Annotated in this window: 19 protein-coding genes and 1 pseudogene; 4 read left to right on the top strand and 16 right to left on the bottom strand. The window is 68.9% G+C overall.

Annotated elements, in window-relative coordinates; translation table 11 throughout:
* Window positions 1-8: 8 nt before the first annotated feature.
* The 4 genes from Q0W90_RS05320 to gatC form a co-directional block, all read right to left on the bottom strand.
* Window positions 9-1169: a MinD/ParA family protein gene (locus Q0W90_RS05320; RefSeq protein WP_297593552.1), complete on the bottom strand. Its 1161-nt coding sequence runs from the start codon at window positions 1167-1169 to the stop codon at window positions 9-11.
* Window positions 1170-1302: 133 nt separating this feature from the next.
* The gene (locus Q0W90_RS05315; RefSeq protein ID WP_297593550.1) at window positions 1303-2334 is read right to left on the bottom strand and encodes an ATP-dependent 6-phosphofructokinase; all 1032 of its coding nucleotides are present in this window, start codon (window positions 2332-2334) and stop codon (window positions 1303-1305) included.
* A 94-nt stretch (window positions 2335-2428) separates the two neighbouring features.
* Window positions 2429-3910, bottom strand: a complete 1482-nt coding sequence (gatA, locus tag Q0W90_RS05310) for an Asp-tRNA(Asn)/Glu-tRNA(Gln) amidotransferase subunit GatA (protein ID WP_297593548.1) — start codon at window positions 3908-3910, stop codon at window positions 2429-2431.
* The gene (gene gatC, locus Q0W90_RS05305; RefSeq protein WP_297773495.1) at window positions 3907-4206 is read right to left on the bottom strand and encodes an Asp-tRNA(Asn)/Glu-tRNA(Gln) amidotransferase subunit GatC; all 300 of its coding nucleotides are present in this window, start codon (window positions 4204-4206) and stop codon (window positions 3907-3909) included. The genes gatA and gatC overlap by 4 nt, the downstream gene beginning before the upstream one ends.
* A gap of 143 nt (window positions 4207-4349) precedes the next feature.
* Between gatC and Q0W90_RS05300 the strand changes: the two genes are divergently transcribed.
* Window positions 4350-5006 carry an amino acid-binding protein gene (locus Q0W90_RS05300; protein ID WP_297593546.1) on the top strand — a complete coding sequence of 219 codons (657 nt, stop codon included), beginning with the start codon at window positions 4350-4352 and terminating at the stop codon, window positions 5004-5006.
* Here Q0W90_RS05300 and Q0W90_RS05295 read toward each other — a convergent pair.
* From Q0W90_RS05295 to Q0W90_RS05270, 6 genes are all read right to left on the bottom strand, one after another.
* Window positions 5003-7912 carry an MMPL family transporter gene (locus Q0W90_RS05295; RefSeq protein ID WP_297593545.1) on the bottom strand — a complete coding sequence of 970 codons (2910 nt, stop codon included), beginning with the start codon at window positions 7910-7912 and terminating at the stop codon, window positions 5003-5005. The two genes, Q0W90_RS05300 and Q0W90_RS05295, sit on opposite strands and share 4 nt — an antisense overlap.
* Complete coding sequence (locus Q0W90_RS05290; protein WP_297593544.1) at window positions 7909-8340, bottom strand: MmpS family transport accessory protein; 432 nt, start codon at window positions 8338-8340, stop codon at window positions 7909-7911. The genes Q0W90_RS05295 and Q0W90_RS05290 overlap by 4 nt, the downstream gene beginning before the upstream one ends.
* A gap of 183 nt (window positions 8341-8523) precedes the next feature.
* Complete coding sequence (locus tag Q0W90_RS05285; RefSeq protein WP_297593543.1) at window positions 8524-9120, bottom strand: TetR/AcrR family transcriptional regulator; 597 nt, start codon at window positions 9118-9120, stop codon at window positions 8524-8526.
* A gap of 47 nt (window positions 9121-9167) precedes the next feature.
* Complete coding sequence (locus Q0W90_RS05280; RefSeq protein ID WP_297773492.1) at window positions 9168-10280, bottom strand: cystathionine gamma-lyase; 1113 nt, start codon at window positions 10278-10280, stop codon at window positions 9168-9170.
* A gap of 4 nt (window positions 10281-10284) precedes the next feature.
* Entirely contained in the window at window positions 10285-12366 is a 2082-nt protein-coding gene (gene ligA / locus Q0W90_RS05275; protein ID WP_297593540.1) for an NAD-dependent DNA ligase LigA, read from the bottom strand.
* A gap of 46 nt (window positions 12367-12412) precedes the next feature.
* Window positions 12413-13450, bottom strand: coding sequence for a methionine synthase (locus Q0W90_RS05270; protein ID WP_297593538.1), 1038 nt, complete (start codon window positions 13448-13450; stop codon window positions 12413-12415).
* A 98-nt stretch (window positions 13451-13548) separates the two neighbouring features.
* Between Q0W90_RS05270 and Q0W90_RS05265 the strand changes: the two genes are divergently transcribed.
* A complete protein-coding gene (locus Q0W90_RS05265; RefSeq protein ID WP_297593536.1) occupies window positions 13549-14193 on the top strand; it encodes a sensor domain-containing protein in 645 nt (214 codons plus the stop codon).
* Between the two features lie 7 nt (window positions 14194-14200).
* Here Q0W90_RS05265 and mnmA read toward each other — a convergent pair whose 3' ends face one another.
* From mnmA to Q0W90_RS05235, 6 genes and pseudogenes are all read right to left on the bottom strand, one after another.
* Complete coding sequence (gene mnmA, locus Q0W90_RS05260) at window positions 14201-15277, bottom strand: tRNA 2-thiouridine(34) synthase MnmA (RefSeq protein WP_297593534.1); 1077 nt, start codon at window positions 15275-15277, stop codon at window positions 14201-14203.
* Window positions 15278-16456 carry a cysteine desulfurase family protein gene (locus Q0W90_RS05255; protein WP_297699450.1) on the bottom strand — a complete coding sequence of 393 codons (1179 nt, stop codon included), beginning with the start codon at window positions 16454-16456 and terminating at the stop codon, window positions 15278-15280.
* 83 nt (window positions 16457-16539) lie between these two features.
* Window positions 16540-17391, bottom strand: a pseudogene (locus tag Q0W90_RS05250) (lysophospholipid acyltransferase family protein); the annotation flags it as partial.
* Window positions 17388-18260 carry a GNAT family N-acetyltransferase gene (locus Q0W90_RS05245; RefSeq protein WP_297773489.1) on the bottom strand — a complete coding sequence of 291 codons (873 nt, stop codon included), beginning with the start codon at window positions 18258-18260 and terminating at the stop codon, window positions 17388-17390. The pseudogene Q0W90_RS05250 and the gene Q0W90_RS05245, both read right to left, overlap by 4 nt.
* A gap of 176 nt (window positions 18261-18436) precedes the next feature.
* Window positions 18437-19393, bottom strand: a complete 957-nt coding sequence (locus tag Q0W90_RS05240) for an electron transfer flavoprotein subunit alpha/FixB family protein (RefSeq protein WP_297593528.1) — start codon at window positions 19391-19393, stop codon at window positions 18437-18439.
* Window positions 19394-19429: 36 nt separating this feature from the next.
* Complete coding sequence (locus Q0W90_RS05235) at window positions 19430-20230, bottom strand: electron transfer flavoprotein subunit beta/FixA family protein (RefSeq protein WP_297593526.1); 801 nt, start codon at window positions 20228-20230, stop codon at window positions 19430-19432.
* 285 nt (window positions 20231-20515) lie between these two features.
* Here Q0W90_RS05235 and Q0W90_RS05230 point away from each other — a divergent pair, with 285 nt between their 5' ends.
* Together Q0W90_RS05230 and Q0W90_RS05225 are read left to right on the top strand one after the other, a co-directional pair.
* A complete protein-coding gene (locus Q0W90_RS05230; protein ID WP_297593524.1) occupies window positions 20516-21349 on the top strand; it encodes a bifunctional 2-polyprenyl-6-hydroxyphenol methylase/3-demethylubiquinol 3-O-methyltransferase UbiG in 834 nt (277 codons plus the stop codon).
* Window positions 21346-22944 (top strand): glycoside hydrolase family 57 protein, encoded by a 1599-nt coding sequence (locus Q0W90_RS05225; RefSeq protein ID WP_297700870.1) that lies wholly within the window; start codon window positions 21346-21348, stop codon window positions 22942-22944. Before Q0W90_RS05230 ends, Q0W90_RS05225 begins: the two co-directional genes overlap by 4 nt.
* The last annotated feature ends 93 nt before the right edge of the window (window positions 22945-23037 follow it).

Genomic DNA, 23037 nt, shown 5'->3' with positions numbered 1-23037 from the left:
GCTCGATCCTAATGGTGATCGCGAGCGCGCTCCCCGCCCCGGCCCGGGAACATCCCCGCCAGCACGGCTGCCATCTCGAGGTAGCTGCGCCGGCTCTCCTTGCTCATTCGGTCCAGCGCGATCTGGCGGCCCTGGTGCACGTGGCGGTCGAAGGGCAGCACCACCGTGGCGGCGACCCGGGCGGACAAGCGATCGAGCTCCGTGACGACCACGCCTTCAACCTTGGCCGACTCGACGTGGTTGACGGCGAGCACGGTCGACGTCAACAATCGTTGATACCCGTTGTGGCACAGCCACTCCAGGGTCGTCTGGGTCTTGCGTATCGCATCAATGGAGGTGCTCGTGACCACCACAAGGGCCCGCGACTCCGGCAGAACAGCCTCCATCACACTGGAATTGAGCGCCTTGACGCAATCGACCAGCACCACCGAATACTGATTTCGCAGCATCGAGAAGGCCCGCAGAACGTCACGGCGCTCCAGGCGCCAGTCGGTGCGTGCGTATTCCGGCAACCCGAGCACTTCCAGCCCGAAACCGTTCATATAGGTCAGCGCCCGGATGTCCTCATATTGCATCGCCGGGTTGCCGTGGAGAAGGTCGGCCATGCTGTGCGGGTTGTGGCGGCCGTGGCGCTCCGCCAAGTCCCCCGCATCGATGTCGAGGGCCAGCACCCGGTCGTTGCGCACGGCGGCGAAGGTCGAACCGAGGGCCTCGACCACCGCCGTCTTGCCGACGCCACCCTTGAGGTTGAGGACGGCGATGGGAAAGGCACCTCCCACGGCCGCGCGGATGCGACCCCGCAGCTCGCTTTCGTAGGCGGTGTTTTTGCCGGGGCCCAGATCGATCCCGGTAACGCGATGGAGCAGCCCTCGCCAGTTGAGTCTGGCGGAGTCGGTGTCGCGCTGGTCGAAGCGGTCCGGCGCCGTCTCGCCCAGCGGCGGCCCGGGGTGAGGCGGTGGCGGGACCCGCTGCGGCGGCCCCGGTGGCACGGGCTGCGACGGTCCGGGCGGCCGGCGGCCGGGACGGCGGGGTTGCGGCACCGTGGTGCCCGCCGGGTCGGCGTCGGCGTGCCACCCCGGCGGGCGCGGGTCGTGGTGCGGTGGGCCGGGTGGTCCCGCCGATCCAACGGATTGCTGAACTACTCCGCGACTCGCACCACGGTTGCTCATACCCCGGTATAACCGCTATGCACGGGTCCGGAAACCACGAGATTCGGTGATCGCGCAGCGCATCGAGCATTTGGCGGCCCTGTTCGGGCCGCGGCCGACTCCGAGCTACCGGTTGTTTGCCCGGTCGGCGGGCCTACCCGAAGAACGCGGCGGCGTCGTCATAGCGGCTGTCGGGCACCAACTTGAGCTGGCGTACCGCATCTGCCAGTGGCACCCGGCCGATGTCCTGGCCGCGCAGCGACACCATCTGGCCGTATTCTCCCGCATGCGCCGCGTCGGCCGCGTTCACGCCGAACCGGGTGGCCAGCACCCGGTCGTAGGCCGTCGGGGTGCCGCCACGCTGCACATGGCCCAGCACGGTCACCCGGACTTCCTTGTTGATGCGCATCTCCACCTCGGCGCCCAGCTGCGCGGCCACACCGGTGAATTTCTCATGGCCGAACTCGTCAATCCCGCCTTCCCGCAACGCAATCGAACCGGGGACGGGTTTGGCGCCCTCGGCGACCACGCAGATGAAGTGCGAATCTCCGCGCTGGAAGCGACGTTTGACCAGCCTGCAGACCTCTTCGATATCGAAGGGTTGCTCGGGGATCAGCGTCATGTGCGCGCCTGAGGCCAGGCCCGCGTTCAGCGCGATCCAGCCCGCGTGCCGGCCCATCACCTCCACCAGCATCACGCGCTGGTGGGACTCGGCGGTGCTGTGCAATCGATCGATCGCCTCGGTGGCGACCGTCAATGCCGTGTCGTGACCGAAAGTCACGTCGGTGCAATCGATGTCGTTATCGATGGTCTTCGGCACGCCGACCACGGGAACGTTCTCCTCCGAGAGCCAGTGCGCGGCCGTCAGGGTGCCTTCCCCCCCGATGGGGATGAGGACGTCGATCCCGTTGTCATCGAGGGTCTGCTTGACCTGCTTGAGTCCGGCCCGCAGCTTGTCGGGATTCACCCGGGCGGTCCCCAGCATCGTCCCGCCCTTGGCCAGCAGGCGGTCGTTGCGGTCGTCGTTCTGCAGCTGGACGCGCCGATTTTCCAGCAACCCGCGCCACCCGTCCTGGAATCCGACCACCGAGGAGCCGTACCGGGAGTCGCACGTACGCACCACTGCCCGGATGACGGCGTTGAGCCCGGGGCAGTCGCCGCCTCCGGTGAGCACTCCGATCCGCATAGTCCCATCTTGCCGGGCGGCGGCCTACTGGCGCGAACAGACACAGAATCGCATCAAATGGATGCGAGCAATGCGATTCTGTGTCTGCTCGCCGTCAGATCGCGCTCGGCAACGGCCCGCGGGCCGCTTCGTAGGCGGCGCCGACGCGGTAGAGGCGGTCGTCGGCCAGCGCGGGCGCCATGATCTGCAAGCCGACCGGCAGGTCGTCGTCCGGCGAGAGCCCGGCCGGCACCGACATGCCGCAATGGCCGGCCAGGTTCAGCGGCAGGGTGCACAGGTCGAACAGGTACATCGCCAGCGGGTCGTCGACCTTTTCGCCGAGCGCGAAAGCGGTGGTCGGGGTCGCCGGCGACACCACGACGTCCACCGACCGGTAGGCCTCGTCCAGATCGCGGGCGATCAGGGTGCGCACCTTCTGAGCCTGGTTGTAGTAGGCGTCGTAATAGCCGGCCGAAAGCGCGTAGGTGCCGATCATGATGCGCCGCTTGACCTCCGGCCCGAAGCCGGCGGCCCGGGTCAGCGCCATCACTTCCTCGGCGCTGTGGCTGCCGTCATCGCCGACGCGCAGCCCGTAGCGCATGGCGTCGAAGCGCGCCAGGTTGCTCGACACCTCCGACGGCAGGATCAGGTAGTAGGCGGCCAGCGCGTACTCGAAGTGCGGGCAGTCGACTTCGCTCACCTCGGCGCCCAACGCGGTCAGCTGCTCGACGGCGGCCTCGAACGAGGTCAACACCCCGGGCTGATACCCCTCGCCGCGCAGCTGTTTGACCACGCCGACGCGCACGCCCTTGAGGTCGCCGGACGCGCCGGACCTGGCCGCGCCGACGACGTCGGGCACCGCGGCGTCGACCGACGTGGAGTCGCGGGCGTCGTGTCCGGCGATCACCTGATGCAGCAGCGCGGTGTCGAGCACGGTGCGCGCGCACGGGCCGCCCTGATCCAGCGACGACGCGCACGCCACCAGGCCGTAGCGGGACACCGTGCCGTAGGTCGGCTTCACCCCGACGGTCGCGGTCAGCGCGGCCGGCTGCCGGATGGACCCGCCGGTGTCGGTCCCGATCGCCAGCGGCGCCTGGAACGCCGCCAGCGCCGCCGCGCTGCCGCCGCCGGAGCCGCCGGGCACGCGGTCGACGTTCCACGGGTTGCGGGTGGGGCCGTAGGCGGAGTTCTCGGTCGAGGACCCCATCGCGAACTCGTCCATGTTGGTCTTGCCCAGGATCGGGATGCCCGCGGCGCGCAACCGCGAGGTGACGGTGGCGTCGTAGGGGGCACGCCAGCCCTGCAGGATCTTGGACCCGCAGGTGGTGGGCATGTCGACCGTGGTGAAGACGTCCTTGAGCGCCAGTGGCACCCCGGCCAGCGGTGACGGCAGCCGCTCCCCGGCGGCCACGGCTTCATCGACAACGGCGGCCGCGGCAAGCGCCTCGTCGGCCGCCACGTGCAGGAAGGCGTGGTAGCGGTCGTCGGTGGCCGCGATCTGGTCCAGGCAGGCCTGGGTGACCTCGACCGACGACACCTCCTTGGCGGCGATCCGGGCGGCCAGCGTCGCGGCGTCGGATCGGATGATCTCGTTCACTCGCTGTCCCCCAGAATCTGCGGGACCGCGAAGCGACCATCGACGGCGGCGGGCGCCTCGGCCAGCGCCTCGGCCTGCGTCAGGCAGGGTGCCGGCTGGTCGGGGCGGGTGACGTTCACACCCTTGAGCGGGTTGTCGGTCGCTTCGACGCCGGCGACATCGACCGCCTGCACCTGGCTGACGTGGCTCAAGATGGCGTCGAGTTGGCCGGCGAAGCTGTCGAGCTCGCCGTCGGTCAAGGCCAGCCGGGACAGCCGGGCCAGGTGCGCTACCTCGTCGCGGGAGATCTGGGACACGATCCGAAAGCCTAGCCGCGAGCGTGCGGCCAGCCGCACGCCCGTTGCCCATCGTGCGGCCGGCTTCACAGTCGCCGGCGGACGGGGCCCGAACCGATCAAGCCGACATGCCGCCGACACATCGCTGTGCAACAGTGTTGGCCGTGCCCTCCTATCTGTTGCGCATCGAGCTGGCCGACCGCCCAGGCAGCCTGGGATCGCTGGCGGTGGCGCTCGGTTCGGTGGGGGCCGACATCTTGTCGCTCGACGTCGTGGAGCGAAGCTCGGGTTATGCGATCGACGACCTGGTCATCGAGCTGCCGCCGGGGGCGATGCCGGACTCGCTGATCACCGCCGCCGAGTCGCTGTCCGGGGTCCGGGTGGACAGCGTGCGTCCGCACACCGGTCTGCTGGAGGCGCATCGCGAGCTGGAGCTGCTCGACCACGTCGCCGCGGCCCGCGACACGGCGTCGAAGCTGCAGGTGCTGGCCAACGAGGCGCCCCGGGTCTTGCGCGTCAGCTGGTGCACGGTGTTGCGCAGTGCGGGCGCCGAGCTACGGCGCCTGGCCGCCAGTCCGGGCGCCCCGGAAACCAAGGCGGACTCGGCCCCCTGGCTGCCGCTTGAGCGGGCCGTGCCGCTGGACAGCGACGCCGAGTGGGTGCCCAAGGCGTGGCGCGATATGGACATGACGATGGTCGCGGCGCCGCTGGGGGACCCGCACACCGCGGTGGTGCTCGGCCGCCCCGGCCCCGAATTCCGTCCTTCCGAGGTCGCCCGGCTCGGCTACCTCGCCGGGATCGTCGCCACCATGCTGCGCTAGCGCGTGCGCGACTTCGCCCCGGACATCGCCACCGGGTCGTCGTCGTCCCACAGCAGCAGCTGACGCACCGCCGGCCGCGGACCGTAGGGCCGCAGCATCGTGCTGGCCGGACGCGGACGCACCCGCTGCGGCCACCAGAACCAGCGCCCGAGAATCCTTGCGACGGAAGGCGTCATGAATGAGCGCACGATCAGGGTGTCGAACAACAAGCCGAGGCCGATCGTGGTGCCGATCTGACCGAGAACCTGAAAGCCGCTGAACACGAACGCGCACATGGTGACGGCGAAAACGATGCCGGCCGAGGTCACCACCGATCCCGAGCCCGCCATCGCCCGGATGATGCCGGTGTTCAAACCGGCATGAATTTCCTCCTTGAACCGGGAGATCAACAGCAGGTTGTAGTCGGATCCGACCGCGAGAAGCAGGATCACGGCCAGCGCGAGCACCACCCAATACAGCTGAATGCCAAATATGTACTGCCAGACCAGAACCGAGAGCCCGAACGAGGCGCCCAGCGACAGGGCCACCGTGCCCACGATGACAAGCGCGGCGATCAGGCTGCGCGTGATGATCATCATGATCAGCAGGATCAGGCTCAGCGCCGCGAACGCCACGATCATCAGGTCGTACTTGGCGCCGTCCTGGATGTCCTTGTAGGTCGCGGCGGTCCCGCCGAGATAGATTCCCGCGCCCGCCATCGGGGTCCCCTTCAGGGCCTCATGCGCGGCCTTGGCCATCGGATCGATGTGCGAAATACCTTGGGGCGTGGCGGGATCACCTTCGTGCGTGACGATCATCCGGGCGGCCTTGCCGTCGGGCGAGAGGAACAATCTCAGCCCGCGCTTGAAGTCGGGGTTGTTGAAGACCTCGGGCGGCAGATAGAAGGTGTCGTCGTTCTTGGCCGCGTCGAAGGCTCGGCCCAGCGCCGTCGCGTTGTCGATCGCGGCCGCGGTCTGCGCGTAGATGCCGGACAGCGTGGCGTAATTGGCCAGACTCAGATCGCGGTTGGTTTCCTGGCTTTGGATCTGGGGCGGTATCAGCTCCACCAGCTTCGGCTGCAGCGCATCGAGTTTGTCCAACGTCGCGACGAGGTCGGTGAACTTTTCACTGAGCTGGTCGGTGGCGTCGAGGGCCTCGAAAGTGGACCGCATCGCAAAGCAGGCGGGAATGTCGTAGCAGTGCTTCTCCCAATAGAAATAGCCGCGGATCGGTCGCAGGAAGTCGTCGAGATTGGCGAGCTTGTCGCGCAGTTCATTGATCGTGGTGATCGTGTCGTGAAAGCTCTGGGTCTCACTGTGCGTGGCTTCGGCGAGCTGCTGCTGCAATGCGTACTGCTGCTTCAAGATGTTGATCGTCTTGGCCAGTTCGTTGGCCTGCTTGAGGGCATCGTCGGCCCGATCTCGTTGGTAGGTCAGGTTTTGCTGCTGCGCCGCGCTGGAATTGCTGACCACGAACGCCAGCGAGCTGTGCACGAGCGGGGTGCCCAACGGCCTGGTGATGGTCTGCACCTGCGCGACGCCGGGGACATGAAACACCGCCTTGGCCACCTTGTCCAGGATGAGCATGCTTTCCGGGTTACGCATGTCGTGATCGGTTTCGACCATCAGCAATTCGGGCTCCAGCCGGGCCCGCGAGAAATGCTTCTCGGCGGCGGCGTACCCGATGTTGGCCGGCGCGCTGGCGGGCATGTAGGGACGGGTGTCGTAACTGGTCTTGTATCCGGGCAGGGCGAGCAGCCCCACCAGGGCCAGCGCGCAGGCCGCCGCGAGAACGGCGCCGGGCCAGCGGACGATGGCGGTGCCGATCCGCCGCCAGCCTCTGGTTCTGATCGCCCGCTTGGGGTCGAAGATGCCCACCTTGGCGCCCAGGGTGAGGATCGCGGGCCCCAGGGTGAGCGCGGCGAACAGTGCGACGAGGATGCCCAATGATGCTGGGATACCCAGGCTTTGGAAGTACGGCAGCCGGGTGAAGCCCAGACAGGCCACGGCGCCGGCAACCGTGAGTCCAGAACCCAGGACGATGTGCGTGGTGCCGTGATACATGGTGTAGAAAGCCTTTTCGCGATCCTCACCGCTTCCGCGCGCTTCCTGGTAGCGGCCCACGAAAAATATCGCGTAGTCGGTGCCCGCGGCAATCACGAGCAGCGTCAACAGATTCGTCGCGTACGTCGACAACCCGATGACCCCGGCGTTTCCGAGAAACGCGACAAGGCCTCGGGCGGCCGACATTTCGATCAACACCGTCGTCAGCACCAGCAGGGTGGTGAGCACCGATCGGTAGACGAAGAACAACATCGCCGCGATCACCCCGACGGTTATCCCGGTGACCTTGGCCGTCCCCTTGCTGCCGACGTCGAACTGATCGGAAATCAATGGCGCCGCGCCGGTCACATAGGCCCTGACACCCGGCGGTGGCTTCATGTGCTCGACGATGTCGCGCACGGCCCCGACGCCCTCGTTGGCCAGCGCCGAGCCCTGATTACCCGCCAGAAACAGCTGGACGTAGGCGGCCTTGCCGTCGCCGCTCTGCGATCCCGCCGCGGTCAGGGTGTCGCCCCAGAAATCCTGAACGTGCTCGACGTGCTTCTTGTCCCGCTCGAGCTTGCCGACCATCTCGTCGTAGAACCGGTGGGCGTCGGCGCCGAGCGGCTTGTCACCTTCCAGCACGATCATGGCCGAGCTGTCGGTGTCGAACTCATGGAATTTTTCGCCGATGCGCTTGATCGCCTTGAGCGACGGCGCGTCGGGCGAGTTCAGCGCCACATTGTGGGTCTTCCCCACTTCTTCCAGCTGCGGCACCGCGATGTTCGTGATCGCGGCCAGCGCCACCCAGAACAGCAGGATCGGCAGCGCGAACCGGCGGATGGTGCGCGGTACGAACGACCGCGGCTGTTGATCGTTGCTCATCCAGATTTATCCAGACAGAAGGCGTAGGCGTCGACTTTGTTAACCGTGCGTTGGTCTTTCACTTCACCGTTGACGGTGATACGACAGCCGAGGGTGTCTCCGTTGCCCTGCGCCACGACGTTGCCGATGACCGCGGGCTCCGTGGTGGTGATGGTGAACGACCACGGCAACGGGGCGTCTTTGACTTGCTGCGGCTGGGCGTTGACGTCCAGGTAGTTGATGGTCGCCACCGCGCCCGGAGCGCCGAAGACCTCGAGCACCACCTGCTTGGGGTTGAAGGGGACGATCTGGTTGGACAGGCCGCTGTCGGCCGACGTGGTGTCGTGCGAGCCGAATATTCCGTGCAGGCGGTAGATCCCGAATCCCGCGAGCGCGACGACGAGCACGGCGACGATCACCATCCACCCTCGCTTGAGCAGGGAAGCCATCGAAAAGCCTTTCACCCGTTAGCCTTTCGAATATCGGGCGACAGGAACGCGCCCAAGCCGAGCGCGGCTGCCAACGTCATAAGCGTGATCGACAGCTACGACAGTACGGTACGGGACCGTACTGTACAAGAGACGCGGGCGTATATATTTCCCCATCCGGGTTAACGCGAAATGCCGGCGTCGTTACCCGATGGTCCTGGTCAGGCCCGGGATCAGGAACCCGTCCACGAACGCCTGCACGGTGCCGCGGGTGGGTGGGCGACCGGGGATGATCGACCGAAAGATGAGATAGCCGGGCAACAAGTCCCAGAGTTCGTCGGTGATGACATCGTCGGCGATCTCGCCCCGGTCGACGGCCTGGTGCAGCACGTGCTGGATCATGGCTTTGCGCTGGTCGAGGAATTGGTGCTGCATCGCCTCGTTGAGCGCCGGGTGGCGCGACACCTCGACCATCACCGCGCGGATGGTGGTGGCGTGCTGCCCGCACTCCTGGGTGATGGTCTCCCCCAGGCTCAGCAGGTCGCCGCGCAGCGTGCCGGTATTCGGCGGGACGGCCACCTGGCGGACGCCTTCGATGAAGGCGGCCAACACGAGTTCGGCCTTGGACGGCCAGCGCCGGTACACCGTGGCCTTGCTGGCGCGGGCGGCGTTGGCCACCGCGTCCACCGTCAGTTGGTCATAGCCGTGTTCCTGCAACAGCCGCAGGGTCACCGCCAGTATCTCGGCCTCGCGCGGCGACCACGGCGACGCCTGCCCGCACTCCTCGGCCGTCTGGGTCATACAGCCCACGATAGAGCCGCCCGGTGCGTGCGGCGTCGGTATGTCCCTTATCGGGAGGTCATGAGCGCGCGTTCGATGTCGGCGACAAGGTCTTCGGTGTCTTCGATTCCCAGCGAGATGCGCGCGACCCCGTCGGCGACGGCGTCGCCCCAGCGCGCGCGCCGGTCCACCGAGGTGTGCAGGCCGCCGAAGCTGGTGGCGGCGATGAGCAGCTCGCTGGCGTCGACGAGTGCGTGCACCGCGGCGGCGTCTGCCAGTTCGACGCAGAGCAGACCTCCGAAACGCCGCATCTGCGCCATGGCCACGGGATGCGCCGGGTCGTCGGCCAACCCCGGATAACGAACGGCTCGCACCGCCGGATGGCGGGCCAGCATCGTCGCCACCGCCCGCGCGTTCTGGCATTGGCGCTCGAATCGCAAACCGGCGGTTTCCAGGCTGCGCAACAGAAGCCATGCCTCGAACCCGCCCAGTATCGCGCCGGCGAGCAGTCGTTGGCGCTCGGCGGCGGCGAGCAACTCGGGCCGATTGGTGGCGACGTAGCCGGCCAGCAGGTCGCTATGACCGGACAGGGACTTGGTAGCGCTGGCCACCACCGCGTCGGCGCCCAACGACAGCGGCTGCTGTCCCAACGGCGTGGCGGCGGTGTTGTCGACGACCAGGCGTGCGCCGCGCGCGTGGCAGATGGTCGCCAGCCGGTGCAGGTCAACCACGTCCAGCGCGGGATTGGTGGGGGTTTCGGCCAGCACCACGTCGGCTCCGGCCGCCGCGTCATAGATCTGCCCACTCGACGCCTCGATGACCGTCACGCCCGCGGGCGCCAGGTCCTCGGAGGCGAGGCGGCGCACCTGGTAATAGCCGTCGGCCGGCACCACCACGGTCGACCCGGGTGTCGCCGCTGCCCGCAGCACGGCGCTGATGGCCGCCATCCCCGAGCCGAACACCACAGCGCCGGCCGCGCCCTCCAGCTCGGCGAGCGCGGATTCCAGTTGCCGCCAGGTCGGATTGGAGCTGCGGCCGTAGTCATCTGAGGCGGCGGCTTCGTCGCTGGCGAGGTGGTACGTGGCGGCGAGCACCGGCTGAGGCGCGACCGGTTGACCCGAAACCGCTCGTGAATTAACGGCTTTGAGGCTGCGGGTGGAATCACCGTACCGACCGCTCATCGGCTTAATCCGCCGGAGTTTCCGGCGGTCCGTTGGCCAGCAGCTGCCGGAAGCCGCCCTCGTCGAGGACGGGCACGCCCAGCTCGACGGCCTTGTCGTACTTCGAGCCCGGCGAATCCCCGGCCACGACATAGTCGGTTTTCTTCGACACCGACCCGGCGGCCTTTCCCCCGCGCACCAGGATCGCCTCCTTGGCGTCGTCGCGCGAAAAGCCGGCGAGCGACCCGGTGACCACGACCGTCAACCCTTCCAGCGTGCGCGGCACGCTGGTGTCGCGCTCGTCGGCCATCCGCACGCCCGCGGCCCGCCACTTGTCGACGATCGCGCGGTGCCAGTCGACGGTGAACCACTCGGTGAGCGCCGCGGCGATCGTCGGGCCCACACCCTCGACCGCGGCAAGCCGCTCGGTCGAGGCCGACATGATCGCGTCCAGATCGCCGAACTCGGTCGCCAGCGCACGCGCGGCGGTCGGCCCGACATGCCGGATCGACAACGCCACCAAAACCCGCCACAACGCCACCTTTGTGGCCTTGTCCAGGTTGTCGAGCAGCCGTTTGCCGTTGGCGGACAAGGCGCCCGCCTTCGTCCGGAAAAGCTCGGTGCGCAACAGGTCTTCCTCGGTGAGCGCGAACAAGTCACCCTCGTCGGCGATCACCCCGGCCTTCAGCAGCGCGATGGCCGCCTCGTAACCGAGCCCCTCGATGTCGAACGCCCCGCGACCCGCGACGTGGAACACGCGCTCCCGCAGCTGGGCCGGACACGACCGGGCGTTGGGGCAGCGGATGTCGGCGTCACCCTCCTTGGCGGGCGCCAGCGGGGTACCGCATTCGGGACACGTTGTGGGCATGACGAATTCGCGCTCGGAGCCGTCGCGCAGGTCAACGACCGGGCCCAGCACCTCCGGGATCACGTCGCCGGCTTTGCGGATCATCACGGTGTCGCCGATCAGCACGCCCTTGCGCTTGACCTCGGCGGCGTTGTGCAGGGTGGCCAGCCCGACCGTCGACCCGGCCACCTTCACCGGGGTCATGAACGCGAACGGTGTGACGCGCCCGGTGCGCCCGACGTTGACGCGGATGTCGAGCAGCTTGGTCTGCGCTTCCTGGGGCGGGTACTTGTAGGCGACGGCCCAGCGTGGCGCGCGCGACGTGGTCCCGAGTCTGCGTTGCAACGCGACGTCGTCGACTTTGACCACCACGCCGTCGATCTCGTGCTCGAGGTCATAGCGGTGCTCACCCCAGTAGTCGATCCGCTCCTCGACCGCGGCGAGGCCACGCACGCGTGCCGTTTGTTCGGCCACCGACAGCCCCCAGGCCTTCAGCGCGGTGTAGGCCTGGTGCTGGGTCTTCGGTGCGAACCCTTCGGTGCGGCCGATGCCGTGACAGATCATCCGCAGCTTGCGCCGGGCGGTGACGGCCGGGTTTTTCTGGCGCAGCGACCCGGCCGCGCTGTTGCGGGGATTGGCGAACGGCGCCTTGCCGTCCTCGACCAGGCTGGCGTTGAGCGCCTCGAAATCGGCGAGCAGGAAAAACGCCTCGCCGCGCACCTCCAGCAGGGCCGGCGTCGGGAAGTCCTCGGCGGCGGACAGGCGCTCGGGCACGTCCTCGATGGTGCGCGCGTTGAGCGTCACGTCCTCGCCGACGCGGCCGTCGCCCCGGGTCGCGGCGCGTTCCAACCGGCCGTCGCGGTACACCAGCGACAGCGCCACCCCGTCGATCTTGAGTTCGCACAGGTAGTGAGGTTCCCCGCCGACCTCGTTCTCGACGCGGTTGTTCCAGGCGACCAGCTCGTCGCGGTCGAACACGTCGTCGAGGCTCAGCATCCGCTCCAGGTGCTGGGCCTCGGCGAAATCGGTGGCGAAGCCCGCCCCGCCCACCAGCTGAGTCGGCGAATCGGGAACCCTCAGCTCCGGGTGACGCTCCTCCAGCGCGAGGAGCTCGTTGAACATGGTGTCGAATTCCGCGTCCGAGATGATCGGCGCGTCCTTGATGTAGTAGCGGAACTGGTGCTCGCGGACCGCTTCGGCCAGGTCCTGCCACTGCCGGCGAACCTCGGGGGCCACCGAATCAGCTTCTGCTGAGCTCACCTTGGCAGGCTATCCGAGGACGCCGACGCGAAACCCGATTGGTTGCCTATTCGATGGCGTCGGGATCCTCGGCGAACATCTGGGCCGCCTTGCGGGCGAGTTCGATCGCGGTGCGAGCCCACTCGGGTGTGGCGCCCGCCAGGCCACACGCCGGGGTGATGCCGATGCGTTCACGCAGTGCCGCGCGGGCGAACCCGAGGCGATCGGTCACCGCGACCACCGCGGCGGCGACCTCCTCCGCCGAAAGCCGCCGCGGCGGGGTCACAGAGGCGCCGGTGGCGATGACCCCCAACATGACGGTGCGATCCGACTCGACGAATGCGGCGATACCGTCGAGATCCGCCGCGCTCAACGTGCCCGCATCGACGGATACCGCGCTGAACGTGCTGCCCTGCAACAGGTCCCATGGAATGCCGGGGGCACAGCAGTGCAGCAGCACCTCAGCGCCCACCGTGTGGGCGCAGGTGTCGAGCAGGCTGCCCGCCACCGCCTCGTCGAGCGGCGCCACCGGGCTGAGTGCGGTCACGCCTTTCAGACCACCGCCCAACGCTTTTGGCAGCGACGGCTCATCGAACTGAACTACCACCGGTGTCTCGAGACGCCGCGACATCTGCGCACGGTGCGCGGCCACGCCTTCGGCCAGCGACGCCGTCAGGTCGCGCAGCGCCCCGCGGTCGGTGATCGCCCGGTGCCCGTTGGCGAGTTCGAGCCCGGCGGCCAGCGTGATGGGCCCCGGCGCCTGCACCTTGACCACGCGGCCGTCACCACGCAGGCCGGCGGCTTCCCAGGCCTCCTCGAGCGCGTCCATGTCCTCGTCGAGAAGGCTGATGGCGCGGCGGGTGACCGCGCCGGGCCGGGCGGCGAGGCGGTAGCCGCGCGGCACCGTGTCGATGGCGACGTCGACCAACAGCGCGCCGGCCCGGCCGAGCATGTCGGCACCCACCCCGCGCGCCGGCAGCTCGACGATGTGCGCCAGCGCGCCCGCCAATTCGCCGACGACGACCGCCGCGGCCTCCCGTGCGGCGCTGCCGGGCCACGAACCGACACCGCTGGCCGTCGCGAACCGATGGGCGAAAACACTCACCGGCCAACCGTATTCGACGCCACCCGAGCCACCCGTCGGCAGGGGTCTGTGTGCGGGGAGGCCGCGCGGGTAGGTTCATCCCGGAGGGGTGCATAACGGTGTCACAGAAGGCGAAGTTGGCGAGGCTACCGCTGTGGTGTGGGGCGGCGCTGCTGGCGGTGTCGTGCACCCGGGTGGTGGACGGCGCGGCCGCGGCGGGTCCCGACGCCAACCGCAGGGTGGTGCAGGGCGTGAACGTCGACACGATCCTGCTCGACCAGTCGCGGATGCGCGCGATCACCGGCGCCGGTGAACACCTGACCATCATCCCCTCGATGGACGGCACCAGCCCGGTGGACATCGACGCACTGGCCGAGACCGCGCCGCGCGAGTGCCGGTTCATCTACGACGAGACGGCGACCTTTGGGCACGATCTCGAAGCGTTCCACAAGACGACCTTTCAGGATCCACCCCACGGCGCGTTGATCTCCGAGGGGGCCGCCGCCTATCGCGATGCCGAGACCGCCCGGGGCGCGTTCAACACCCTGGTGGGCACCGTCGGGGACTGCGCGAACGGCTCGGGTGGGCAGCTCTACGTCGGCGACTGGAATGCCGATGACGCCACGCTGCACCTGCGGCCCGGCGGCTGCGGCCGCGACTACCGGATCCTGTCCGTGGCCATGCTGGAGGTCACCTTCTGCGGCTTCGCCCAATCGGTGTCCGACATCGTGATGACGAACCTCGCCGCGAACGTGCCGCGCTAGCCCGCAATCAGCGCGACGTTCGCGCGATGACGGCGCTGCCGAGCACCTCGTCCCCGTCGGGGTCGGGCCGGTACAGCACCAGCGTCTGGCCCGGCGCGACACCGCGCAGCGGGACGCGCAGTCGCACGACCAGTTCGTCGGCGACGAGTTCGGCTACGGCGTCGGCTGTTTCGCCGTGCGCGCGCACCTGAACCGCGCACCCCACCGGGCCCGACGGCGCCACACCCGAGGTGAATACCGGTGCCCGCCCGACCAGTTCGCGGATGTCGAGATCGGCCGCCTCCCCCACCCGCACGGTCGCGGTGTCGGCGTCGATCGCGGTCACGTAGCGCGGGCGACCGTCGGGACCCGGCCCGGCGATGCCGAGCCCTTTGCGCTGGCCGATGGTGAAGCCGTGCACCCCGTCGTGCTCGGCGAGCACCGTCCCGTCGGCGTTGACCACGGCGCCGGGGCGGACCCCGATGCGCGCACCCAGGAAGGCGCGGGTGTCGCCCGACGGGATGAAGCAGATGTCGTGACTGTCCGGCTTTTCGGCGACGGCCAGCCCGCGCCGGGCTGCCTCGGCGCGGATCTGCGACTTGGGGGTGTCACCGATCGGGAACGCCGCGTGGCGCAACTGCTCGGCGCTCAGCACGGCCAGCACATAGGACTGGTCCTTGTCGTGGTCCACGGCGCGGCGCAGTCGCCCGCCGGCAAGGCGGGCGTAATGACCGGTGGCCACCGTGTCGAACCCGAGCGCAACGGCTTTCATCGACAGCGCCGAGAACTTGATCTTCTGGTTGCACACCACGCACGGGTTGGGTGTTTCGCCGCGGGCATAGGACGACACGAATTCGTCGATGACGTCTGACTGGAATTTTTCCGCGAAATCCCACACATAGAACGGTATTCCGAGCACATCGGCGACCCGGCGCGCATCCGAAGCGTCTTCCTTCGAACAGCACCCCCGCGAGCCGGTGCGCAGCGTGCCGGGCGCGCTCGACAGCGCCAGGTGCACGCCCACCACGTCATGTCCGGCGTCGACCATCCGGGCGGCGGCGACCGACGAGTCGACGCCACCGCTCATGGCAGCAAGCACTTTCACTTAGGAAGCCCCCGTAGCGGCCAGCGCCGCTCGACGCGCACGCTCCACCGCCGCGGGCAGCACCCGCAGCACCGCGTCGACGTCGGCGTCAACACTGGTGTGTCCCAACGAGAGTCGCAACGACCCGCGGGCGCTGGTCGGGTCGGCGCCCATTGCGATCAGCACATGCGATGGCTGCGCGACACCGGCGGTGCACGCCGAACCGGTCGAGCACTCGATGCCGTTGGCGTCCAGGAGCATCAACAACGCGTCGCCTTCACACCCACGGAACGTGAAGTGCGCGTTGCCGGGAAGGCGTAGCGGGTCGCGGGCACCGTTGAGGCTGACGTCCTCGATGCCGCCCAGCACCCCGTCGATCAGCCGATCCCGCAACGCCCGCAGCCGGGCACTCTTGACCTCGAGCCCGTCGACCGAGATCCGGGCCGCCGCGGCCATTCCGACCGCTCCGGCCACATCGGCGGTGCCCGAACGGATGTCGCGCTCCTGCCCACCGCCGTGCGCCAGCGGCACGCACGCGACGTCGCGGCGTAGCAGCAGCGCGCCCACGGCCGCGGGACCGCCGAACTTGTGCGCGGTCACGCTCATCGCCGACAGTCCGCTGGCGGCGAAATCGACGGGCAGCTGCCCCACCGCCTGAATGGCGTCGCTGTGCATCGGCACGTCGAATTCGGCTGCGACGGTGGCGAGTTCGGCAGCCGGCATGACGGTGCCGACCTCGTTGTTGGCCCACATGACGGAGACCAGCGCGACGTCGTCGTGGCGGGTGAGCACCTCGCGCAGCGCCGCCGCCGACACCGAGCCGTCGGCCGCGGTCGGTAGCCAGGTCACCTCGGCGCCCTCGTGCTCGACGAGCCAATTCACCGAGTCCAGCACGGCGTGGTGCTCGACCTCGCTGGTGACGATGCGCCGGCGGCGCGGCTCGGCTCCTCGACGGGCCCAGTAGATGCCCTTGATCGCCAGGTTGTCGCTCTCGGTGCCGCCCGCGGTGAAGATGACCTCCGAGGGACGGGCCCCCAGCCTGTCGGCGATCAGCTCACGGGATTCCTCGATGCGGCGCCGCGCCGCCCGGCCGCTGGTGTGCAGCGAGGAGGCGTTGCCCAGCGTGCCCAGCACAGCCGTCATCGCCTCGACTGCGGCGGGGTGCATCGGGGTGGTGGCGGCGTGATCCAGGTAGACCATGACGCGACCCACGATACCGGCCCACCGCTTGGCTCAGGCCACCAGCACGTGCCGTGACCAGCGCACCGGGGCGTTCCGACACCCACCGCCGACTGGCAGCGGCCGGCCAGGCCGCGCCGATCGGTCCCCGGGAGCTGCAGAGACTCGACGTGCACCCGCGCCAGCGTGCGCCGCACGGCGAGCAACCGGCGGATCGAGCCCAGCAGGGTCTCGTCGCCGACGAAGGCCGGCGCCGTCGACGGGCTGCCGTCGACGTGGTGGTAGGTCAGCCGCAGGGGCTGCACCGGCCGGCCGGCGTCGATCGCGGCCTGGAACATGGCCGGATAAAACGCCCCCCGGCCTCGGTGGGATTGTCCGGCTTCTCCTCCGGCCGCTTCCCGGCCGGCATCGTCGCCGGACGAGCCACACCAGGTGGTGCCCTCCGGAAACGCCACGACCGTCTGGCCGGCGCGCAGCCGGCGGGCGACCGCGTCCACCACACCGGGCAGCCGGCGCAAACTGGACCGCTCGATCGGGATGACTTTCAGGGTGCGAGCCACGATCCCGGTCGCCGGCCCGGTAAACATGTCGGCACGGGCGACGAACGACCCGGGCAGCACCGAACCGATGGCGAAGACGTCCAGCCATGAGGTGTGCGGGCTGACCACCAGCACGCCGCGCAGGTTACGAATCGGGTTGCCCGACACCGTTATCCGGATGCCGAAACAGCGCAGCACCAACCGGCAATAGAGGCGCTGCACGCGGGTGCGCCCCGGCAGTGGCATCGCCAGCAGGGGCAGCCCCGGCGCCAGCAGCAGCGCCAGCAGGACACGAAGCGCTACCCGCAGCGCCACCAGCAGCGGCCGGGAGGCGACCGCGTCGCCGGTCCGCACGCAGCCGGCATCGCACGACGCGCGCGGTAGCCAGGGGTGCCCCGTGCCGGCGGGGGTGTTCATCGCTGGGTGCCCGTCGCTGCGCTGGTCATCGCGGATGTGGCCGACACCGATCGAAGTCGCTTCAGGTATCGGGTATCGGCGTGCTGTTTGCCGAGCAGGACGCAGAAGTCGCCGACCCCGAACTCCGGGTCGTGCGCCGGTTCCCCGCACACCCGGGCGCCGAGCCGCAGGTAGCCGCGCATCAGCGCGGGAACCGACGGCCGCGCGGGCGGCGGGATGTCGTCGAGGGCCGTTCCGTCGACGACGACCGGACGGTGTGGCCGCACGTGAAACTGCGGCGGCACCCCGTGACGGCTCAGGACGAAGTCGCGGACGCCGCGCAGCCGACTGCCCGGGGGCTGATCGTCGGGTTCGCCGCCGATGGGCACCGACACGCACCCGGTCACATAGTCATAGCCGTAGCGGTCCAGATAGGCCAGGATGCCGGCCCACATCAGCAGCACCACGCCGCCGTTGCGATGCCCGTCGCGCACCACGGCACGCCCCATTTCCACCAGGGACGGCCGCAACGGGTCGAACGCGCGGATGTCGAACTCCGTGGCGGTGTAGAGCCCGCCGGCCGCGATGGCGCCTGTCGGCGCCAGCATGCGGTAGCAACCCACCAGCTCACCGGTGTCGTCGTCGCGGACCAGCAGATGGTCGCAGAACTCGTCGAAGCTGTCGGCGTCTCGTCGCTGTCCGTCGCCCGCCGGCAGCGCAAAGCCGGCCGTGCTCGTGAACACGTCGTACCGGAGTCGCTGCGCCGCCTCGATCATGTCGGGGTCGGTGGACAGCAACAGGGAGTAGCGCGGTGCGTCCGAAGCGGCTGAAGGGTCGCCCGCCGCACCGCTCGGCTTGTCACTGGGGATGAGGACAGAAGCAATGCTCATGAGACCCAACGTGGCGTAACCGATGAGCTAGTCGGCATCGACGCTGTGACGTGTCGGTGCACGTCAGATGACGAAATGTCGCGAAATGTGGCGAAATCAACGGCCGGAGCCGCGGCGGAACCGATGGTAGGCAAAAGCCCCCGACACCGCAGTGCCGAGGGCTTAAGGCCGAGAACTCAGCCCTTGCGAGCCTTGATCGCGTCGGTCAGCTGCGGAGCGACCTTGAACAAGTCGCCCACCACGCCGTAGTCGGCGATCTCGAAGATGGGCGCCTCTTCGTCCTTGTTGACCGCGACGATGGTCTTGGAGGTCTGCATCCCCGCGCGGTGCTGGATGGCACCGGAGATGCCCAACGCGATGTAGAGCTGCGGCGAGACCGTCTTGCCCGTCTGGCCCACCTGGAACTGGCCCGGGTAGTAGCCGGAGTCGACGGCGGCACGCGACGCGCCGACGGCCGCACCCAGCGAGTCGGCCAGCGCCTCGACCACGCTGAAGTTCTCCGCGCTGCCCACGCCGCGACCACCGGACACCACGATGGTGGCCTCGGACAACTCCGGGCGGTCACCGGCGACCGCGGGCTCGCGGGCGGTGATCTTGGTGGCGTTCTCGGCGGGAGCCGGGACCTCGACGGTGACCTGTTCACCCGCACCGGCCGACGGCTCCGCCTCGACGGCGCCGGCCCGCAGGGTGATCACCGGGGTGTCGCCGTTGGCCTTCGCCTCGACGGTGAACGCGCCACCGAAGATGGAATGGACGGCCTTGGGGCCCTCCTGGACCTCGACCACGTCGACCAGCAAACCGGATCCGATCCGGGCCGCGAGCCGGCCGGCGATCTCCTTGCCGTCGGCGCTGGCGGCCAGCAGCACCGCCGCCGGCGCGTTCGATTCGGCCAGCGCGGCCAGCACGTCGACCACCGGAGTGACCAGGTACTTGTCCACGTCGTCGGACTCGGCGACGTAGATCTTGGCGGCGCCGGCCTCCTTCAGCCCGTCCGCCAGCGGGGCGGCCGTGCCCGGCGCCCCGACCACGACGGCGGAGGGCTCGCCCAGCGCGCGGGCGGCGGTGATCAATTCGGAGGTGACCTTCTTCAGCGCACCTTCGGCGTGCTCCACGAGCACCAATACTTCAGCCATGGGTTATCTCGCTCTTCTCGTCGTAAAGGAACTGGGTCAGATGATCTTCTGGGCGACCAGGTACTTGGCGACCTCGTTACCGCCCTCACCCTCGTCGGTGACCTTCTCACCCGCGGTCTTCGCCGGCTTCGGCGTCGACGACAGGACGGTGGATCCGGCGTTGGCCAGCCCGACCTCGTCGCTTTCGACCCCGATCTCGGCCAAGGTCAGCACCGTGACCTCTTTCTTCTTGGCGGCCATGATGCCCTTGAAAGACGGGAAACGGGGCTCGTTGATCTTCTCCGTGACGCTGACCACGGCAGGCAGCGTGGCCTCGAGGTTGAAGACGCCGTCGTCGGTCTCGCGCTCGCCGGTGACCTTGCCGCCCTCCAGCGACAGCTTGCGCAGGTGGGTGAGCTGCGGCAGGCCCAGGTACTCGGCGATGATGGCCGGCACCGCGCCGCCGGTGCCGTCGGTCGCTTCGTTACCGGCGATCACCAGCTCGGTGCCCTCGATGGTGCCCAGCGCACGGGCCAGGGCCCACCCGGTCTGCACGACGTCGGAGCCGTGCAAGCCGTCGTCCTTGAGGTGGACGGCCTTGTCGGCGCCCATCGACAGGGCCTTGCGGATCGCCTCGGTGGCGCGCTCGGGTCCGGCGGTCAGCACGGTCACCGACCCCTCGACACCGTCAGCGGCTTCCTTCTCCCGGATCTGCAGGGCCTCTTCTACCGCGCGCTCGTTGATCTCATCCAGCACCGCGTCGGCGGCCTCGCGGTCCAGCGTGTAATCGCCATCTGTCAGCTTGCGCTCTGACCAAGTGTCTGGGACCTGCTTAATCAGGACCACGATGTTCGTCATGAGTGTGGTTCGTCCTCCTCGAAGGGGTCCGCAGCGATCGACTGCGAGACCTCGGTACGCGTTTTTCGCAACGCACAGCCGTGTTACTACCCGGTAACTTTGTGCGGTATGCCTTCACACCATAGCGGGTCGCCCAGGCCATATTGCCCGCTCCTCCCCCTCCCGCTGCGCGGGCGGGGTCGTCGCCGGGCGGCAGGTTCTTGCGGCGCGCCTCGCCCTGCGCACGCGGGGCCACCCACCTTCGTGGTTCGCGAATCCGACACTTCGCGTTAGCCTGCCTATGCGATGAGCGCACTGGTCCCTGACGTTCCCCCACGCACCCCCGGCGATACCGCGTCGGCGGGTGACACGGTGTTGACGCTGACCGGCGAGCGCACCATCCCGGGTTTGGACATCGAAAACTACTGGTTTCGCCGCCACGAGGTCGTTTACCAGCGGCTTGCCGAGCGCTGCGTGGGCGCCGACGTGCTCGAGGCGGGATGCGGCGAGGGATACGGCGCCGATCTGATCGCCGACGTCGCCCACCGCGTCATCGCCGTGGACTACGACGAGTCCGCCGTGGCCCACGTCCGTGCCCGCTACCCGCGGGTGAACGTCATGCAGGCGAACCTCGCGCAGCTGCCGCTGCCCGATTCGTCGGTGGATATTGTGGTCAACTTCCAGGTGATCGAGCATCTGTGGGACCAAACACAATTCGTCGTCGAGTGCGCGCGGGTGCTGCGGCCGTCGGGTCTGCTGATGATGTCCACACCCAACCGGATCACGTTCTCACCCGGCCGCGACACCCCGGTCAACCCGTTCCACACCCGCGAACTCAACGCCGGCGAGCTGGCCGAGCTGCTCGTCGGCGGGGGTTTCTCCGACGTCTCGATCAGCGGCTTGTTCCACGGTCCGCGGCTGCGGGAGATGGACGCCCGGCACGGCGGCTCGATCATCGACGCGCAGATCGCGCGCGCCATGGCCGCTGACCCCGGGGCGCCGTGGCCGCCCGACCTGGCGGCGGACGTCGCCGCCGTCACCACCGATGACTTCGACCTGATAGAGAGCGGCACCGGCGCGGCCACCGGCCAGCACATCGACGACAGTCTCGATCTGATCGCAATCGCGGTAGCACCGTGAACTCGAGGCAAGACCGGGTTCCCGGCCTCTTCACCCTGGTTTTGCACACCCACCTCCCCTGGCTTGCCCACCATGGCCGCTGGCCGGTCGGTGAGGAATGGCTCTACCAATCCTGGGCGGCGGCCTACCTGCCGCTGATGCGAGTGCTGAACACGTTGGCAGGCGAAAATCGCCGGTCGCTGATCACGCTCGGCGTCACGCCGGTGGTGAACGCGCAGCTCGACGACCCGTATTGCCTTGACGGCATGCATCATTGGCTGGCGAACTGGCGGCTGCGCGCGACGGAAGCCTCTGCGGCGGCCAGTGTGCGGTCGGTTTCCCGATCGAAATCGGCCGGCTATCAGTCATGTACGCCGGAAGCCTTGCGCGCCTTGGGGGTTCGTGAGGAAGCGGAGGCGCACAGGGCCCTTGAAGACTTCGCCACCCTGTGGCGGCACGGCGGCAGCCCGATGCTGCGCGGCCTGCTCGACGCCGGCACGGTCGAGCTGCTCGGCGGACCGCTGGCCCATCCGTTCCAACCGCTCCTCGCGCCCCGGCTGCGCGAGTTCGCCCTGCGCGAGGGCCTGGCCGACGCGCGGCACCGCCTGGGGACGCGAAACGGGCAAAGCGCCGGGATCTGGGCACCCGAATGCGCTTACGCGCCAGGCCTCGAACATGACTACTCCGCCGCGGGAGTCACGCATTTCATGGTCGACGGCCCGTCGCTGCACGGCGACACCGCGCTGGGCCGGCCCGTCGGCGACACCGACGTGGTGGCTTTCGGGCGCGACCTGCAGGTCAGCTACCGGGTGTGGTCACCGAAGTCCGGCTACCCCGGCCATGCCGCCTATCGCGATTTCCACACCTATGACCATCTCACCGGGCTCAAGCCGGCCAGGGTCACGGGCCGCAATGTGTCCTCGGAGGGCAAGGCGCCCTACGATCCCGAGCGCGCCGACCACGCGGTCGACATCCACGTCGCCGACTTCGTCGACATGGTCCGCAACCGCCTGCTGTCGGAATCCGCGCGCATCGGGCGGCCCGCTCATGTGGTCGCGGCCTTCGACACCGAGCTGTTCGGTCACTGGTGGTACGAAGGCCCGACGTGGTTGGAGCGGGTGCTGCGCGCCCTGCCCGAGGCCGGCGTGCGGGTGGGCACGCTGCACGATGCGATCGCCGACGGCTTCGTCGGTGACCCGGTGGCCCTGCCGCCGAGCTCGTGGGGCTCGGGCAAGGACTGGCAGGTGTGGGCGGGCGACCAGGTCGCCGATCTGGTCCAGCTCAACAACGAAGTGGTCGACACGGCGCTGAGCACCGTCGACAAGGCGCTGTCGCAAACCGCCACGCTGGACGGGGCGATCCCCCGCGACCGCGTCGCCGATCAGATCCTGCGTGAAACGTTGCTCACGGTCTCGAGCGACTGGCCGTTCATGGTGAGCAAGGACTCGGCCGCCGACTACGCCCGGTATCGCGCACACCTGCACGCGCACGCCACTCGCGAGATCGCGGGGGCCCTGGCGTCCGGGCGCCGCGACACCGCGCAGCGGCTGGCCGACGGGTGGAACCGAGCCGACGGACTCTTCGGCGCCCTCGATGCGCGCAGGCTGCCTCGATGAGGCGGACCTTCCCCCGCGAGTGTGCGTGTTTGTACAGCGACACGCCGTGGCAAGCGGCATTTTGCGCACGCTCGCCACAGCTCGAGCGGACCG

The organism is Mycobacterium sp., from assembly GCF_025933915.1.
Classification (GTDB): domain Bacteria; phylum Actinomycetota; class Actinomycetes; order Mycobacteriales; family Mycobacteriaceae; genus Mycobacterium.
This window is presented reverse-complemented; position numbering and strand designations above follow the sequence as displayed.

What these genes read in the sequence shown, in the direction of transcription:
- Q0W90_RS05230 (WP_297593524.1), top strand. Translation starts at nt 20,516, where the DNA reads ATGAGCGCACTGGTCCCTGACGTTCCCCCACGCACCCCCGGCGATACC.
- Q0W90_RS05295 (WP_297593545.1), bottom strand. Translation starts at nt 7,912, where the DNA reads ATGAGCAACGATCAACAGCCGCGGTCGTTCGTACCGCGCACCATCCGC.
- Q0W90_RS05290 (WP_297593544.1), bottom strand. Translation starts at nt 8,340, where the DNA reads ATGGCTTCCCTGCTCAAGCGAGGGTGGATGGTGATCGTCGCCGTGCTC.
- Q0W90_RS05320 (WP_297593552.1), bottom strand. Translation starts at nt 1,169, where the DNA reads ATGAGCAACCGTGGTGCGAGTCGCGGAGTAGTTCAGCAATCCGTTGGA.
- Q0W90_RS05245 (WP_297773489.1), bottom strand. Translation starts at nt 18,260, where the DNA reads ATGAGCATTGCTTCTGTCCTCATCCCCAGTGACAAGCCGAGCGGTGCG.
- Q0W90_RS05240 (WP_297593528.1), bottom strand. Translation starts at nt 19,393, where the DNA reads ATGGCTGAAGTATTGGTGCTCGTGGAGCACGCCGAAGGTGCGCTGAAG.
- Q0W90_RS05285 (WP_297593543.1), bottom strand. Translation starts at nt 9,120, where the DNA reads ATGACCCAGACGGCCGAGGAGTGCGGGCAGGCGTCGCCGTGGTCGCCG.
- Q0W90_RS05255 (WP_297699450.1), bottom strand. Translation starts at nt 16,456, where the DNA reads ATGGTCTACCTGGATCACGCCGCCACCACCCCGATGCACCCCGCCGCA.
- Q0W90_RS05315 (WP_297593550.1), bottom strand. Translation starts at nt 2,334, where the DNA reads ATGCGGATCGGAGTGCTCACCGGAGGCGGCGACTGCCCCGGGCTCAAC.
- Q0W90_RS05235 (WP_297593526.1), bottom strand. Translation starts at nt 20,230, where the DNA reads ATGACGAACATCGTGGTCCTGATTAAGCAGGTCCCAGACACTTGGTCA.
- Q0W90_RS05280 (WP_297773492.1), bottom strand. Translation starts at nt 10,280, where the DNA reads ATGAGCGGTCGGTACGGTGATTCCACCCGCAGCCTCAAAGCCGTTAAT.